1 protein-coding gene and 1 pseudogene are annotated in these 1594 nt (G+C 66.3%); both read left to right on the top strand.

The features are described from left to right. Nucleotides 1–1238: carbamoyltransferase C-terminal domain-containing protein (locus AYR66_RS04330; protein WP_088709594.1), on the top strand; the 1238-nt coding region annotated here is incomplete at its 5' end. A gap of 68 nt (nucleotides 1239–1306) precedes the next feature. Beyond that, a pseudogene (locus tag AYR66_RS04325) lies at nucleotides 1307–1594 on the top strand (N,N-dimethylformamidase beta subunit family domain-containing protein); the annotation flags it as partial.

Genomic DNA, 1594 nt, shown 5'->3' with positions numbered 1-1594 from the left:
GGCGGGAAGTGTCATCCTTTTACCGCGCCGACCGCCGGCGCGTCGAATGCATCGGCAAGCAGATGTGGGACCGCAACGAGCAGCGGCTGGTCGGGCTGGGGATGTTCTATTTCCTGCTTACGCAGGCGATCTTTCCCGGCGAAGGCAATGAAGGCAAGGTGATGGGCATGGCGCCGCACGGCGATCCCGCTGTACTCGGACTGCCGCCGCTGGAAGTGGACGGGCCGCAGGTGACGATACCGGCGCGCTGGTTCGAGATCCTGCGCGAGCGCGGGCGCTTCCGTTACCAGGCGGGCGACACGTCGCGCTTCCGGGACATCGCCAACCTTGCCGCTGCCGGCCAGCGTGCCTTCGAGGATGCGGTGCTGGCCGTCGCGCACTGGCTGCACCGGGAAACCGGCGCGGAAAACCTCTGCTTCGCGGGCGGCACCGGACTCAACTGTTCCACCAACGACAGGCTGCTGCGCGAGACGCCGTTCCGGCGCGTGTTCATTCCACCGGCGCCGAGCGATGCCGGGACCTCGCTCGGCTGCGCAATCTACGGTTTGACCGAGCTGGCCGGCCAGCCTTGCGAATGGCGCTGGGAAAACGACTACCTCGGGCCGGAGCCGCGCTTGCAAGAGATCGAGGACGCCGTACTGGGTACGGATGACCTTATTGTGGAGCGTATCGACGATACACAGGCGATGGTCGCGCGCATGGTCGACCTGCTGTGCGATACGAAGGTCGTTGCGCTCTACCAGGGACGCAGCGAATTCGGCCCGCGCGCGCTCGGCCACCGCAGCATCCTCGGCGATCCGCGCAAGGACATCATGCGCGACTGGATTAATGCAAAGGTGAAGGAGCGCGAATGGTTCCGCCCGCTCGCGCCCATCGTGTTGCTGGAGCGCGCGGACGAATTCTTCGATATCCGCCGGCCTTCACCCTTCATGCAGTTCGCCGCGCCGGTGCACCGGCGGGCGGCGGAGATCATTCCGGCGGTGACGCACGTGGATTGCACTGCGCGGCTGCAGACGGTGGGCGAGAAGGACGACCCGCTGCTGCGCGCGCTGCTGCAGGCGTTCGAGGCGCGGACCGGGGTCCCGGTGCTGCTGAATACCTCGTACAACAGGAAGGAAGAGCCGATCGTGGAAACGCCTGCGCAGGCGCTGGAATCGTTCCGGCGGACGCCGATGCATGTGCTGGCGATGCCGCCGTTTCTTATCAGGAAGCGGGTGGAGCCGGAGGCGGTGGGGTAGGAGGTTAGGCAAATTGCGGGCAGCGGTGCCCATCCATTGATTTTCCCCATTCGTTACGGACACAAACCATGATCCGCGGCTACCCCGACCACGCCAGCGTCTCCCCGGGCAGCCGCCTCCTGCTGCATATCTCCACCGATGCCCCGCGCTTCCGCATCGCCTTCCACCGCTGGGCTGACGGCTTCATCCCCATGCACGAAACCGGCTGGCTCAATGGCAAGTACGCCGCACCGCGCGGTGCCGCCGACGACTGGCAATGGCCCGAATACGCCTTCGACATCCCGCGTGACTGGCCGTCCGCCGTCTACATCGCCCACCTGCAGGAACCCGACGCCGCGCCGCTCAACCTCGCCATG

This window comes from Noviherbaspirillum denitrificans (genome assembly GCF_002211445.1).
Lineage (GTDB): Bacteria > Pseudomonadota > Gammaproteobacteria > Burkholderiales > Burkholderiaceae_D > Noviherbaspirillum > Noviherbaspirillum denitrificans.
The sequence above is the reverse complement of the archived record's forward strand: the minus strand, read 5'-3'. Positions and strand labels throughout refer to the sequence as shown.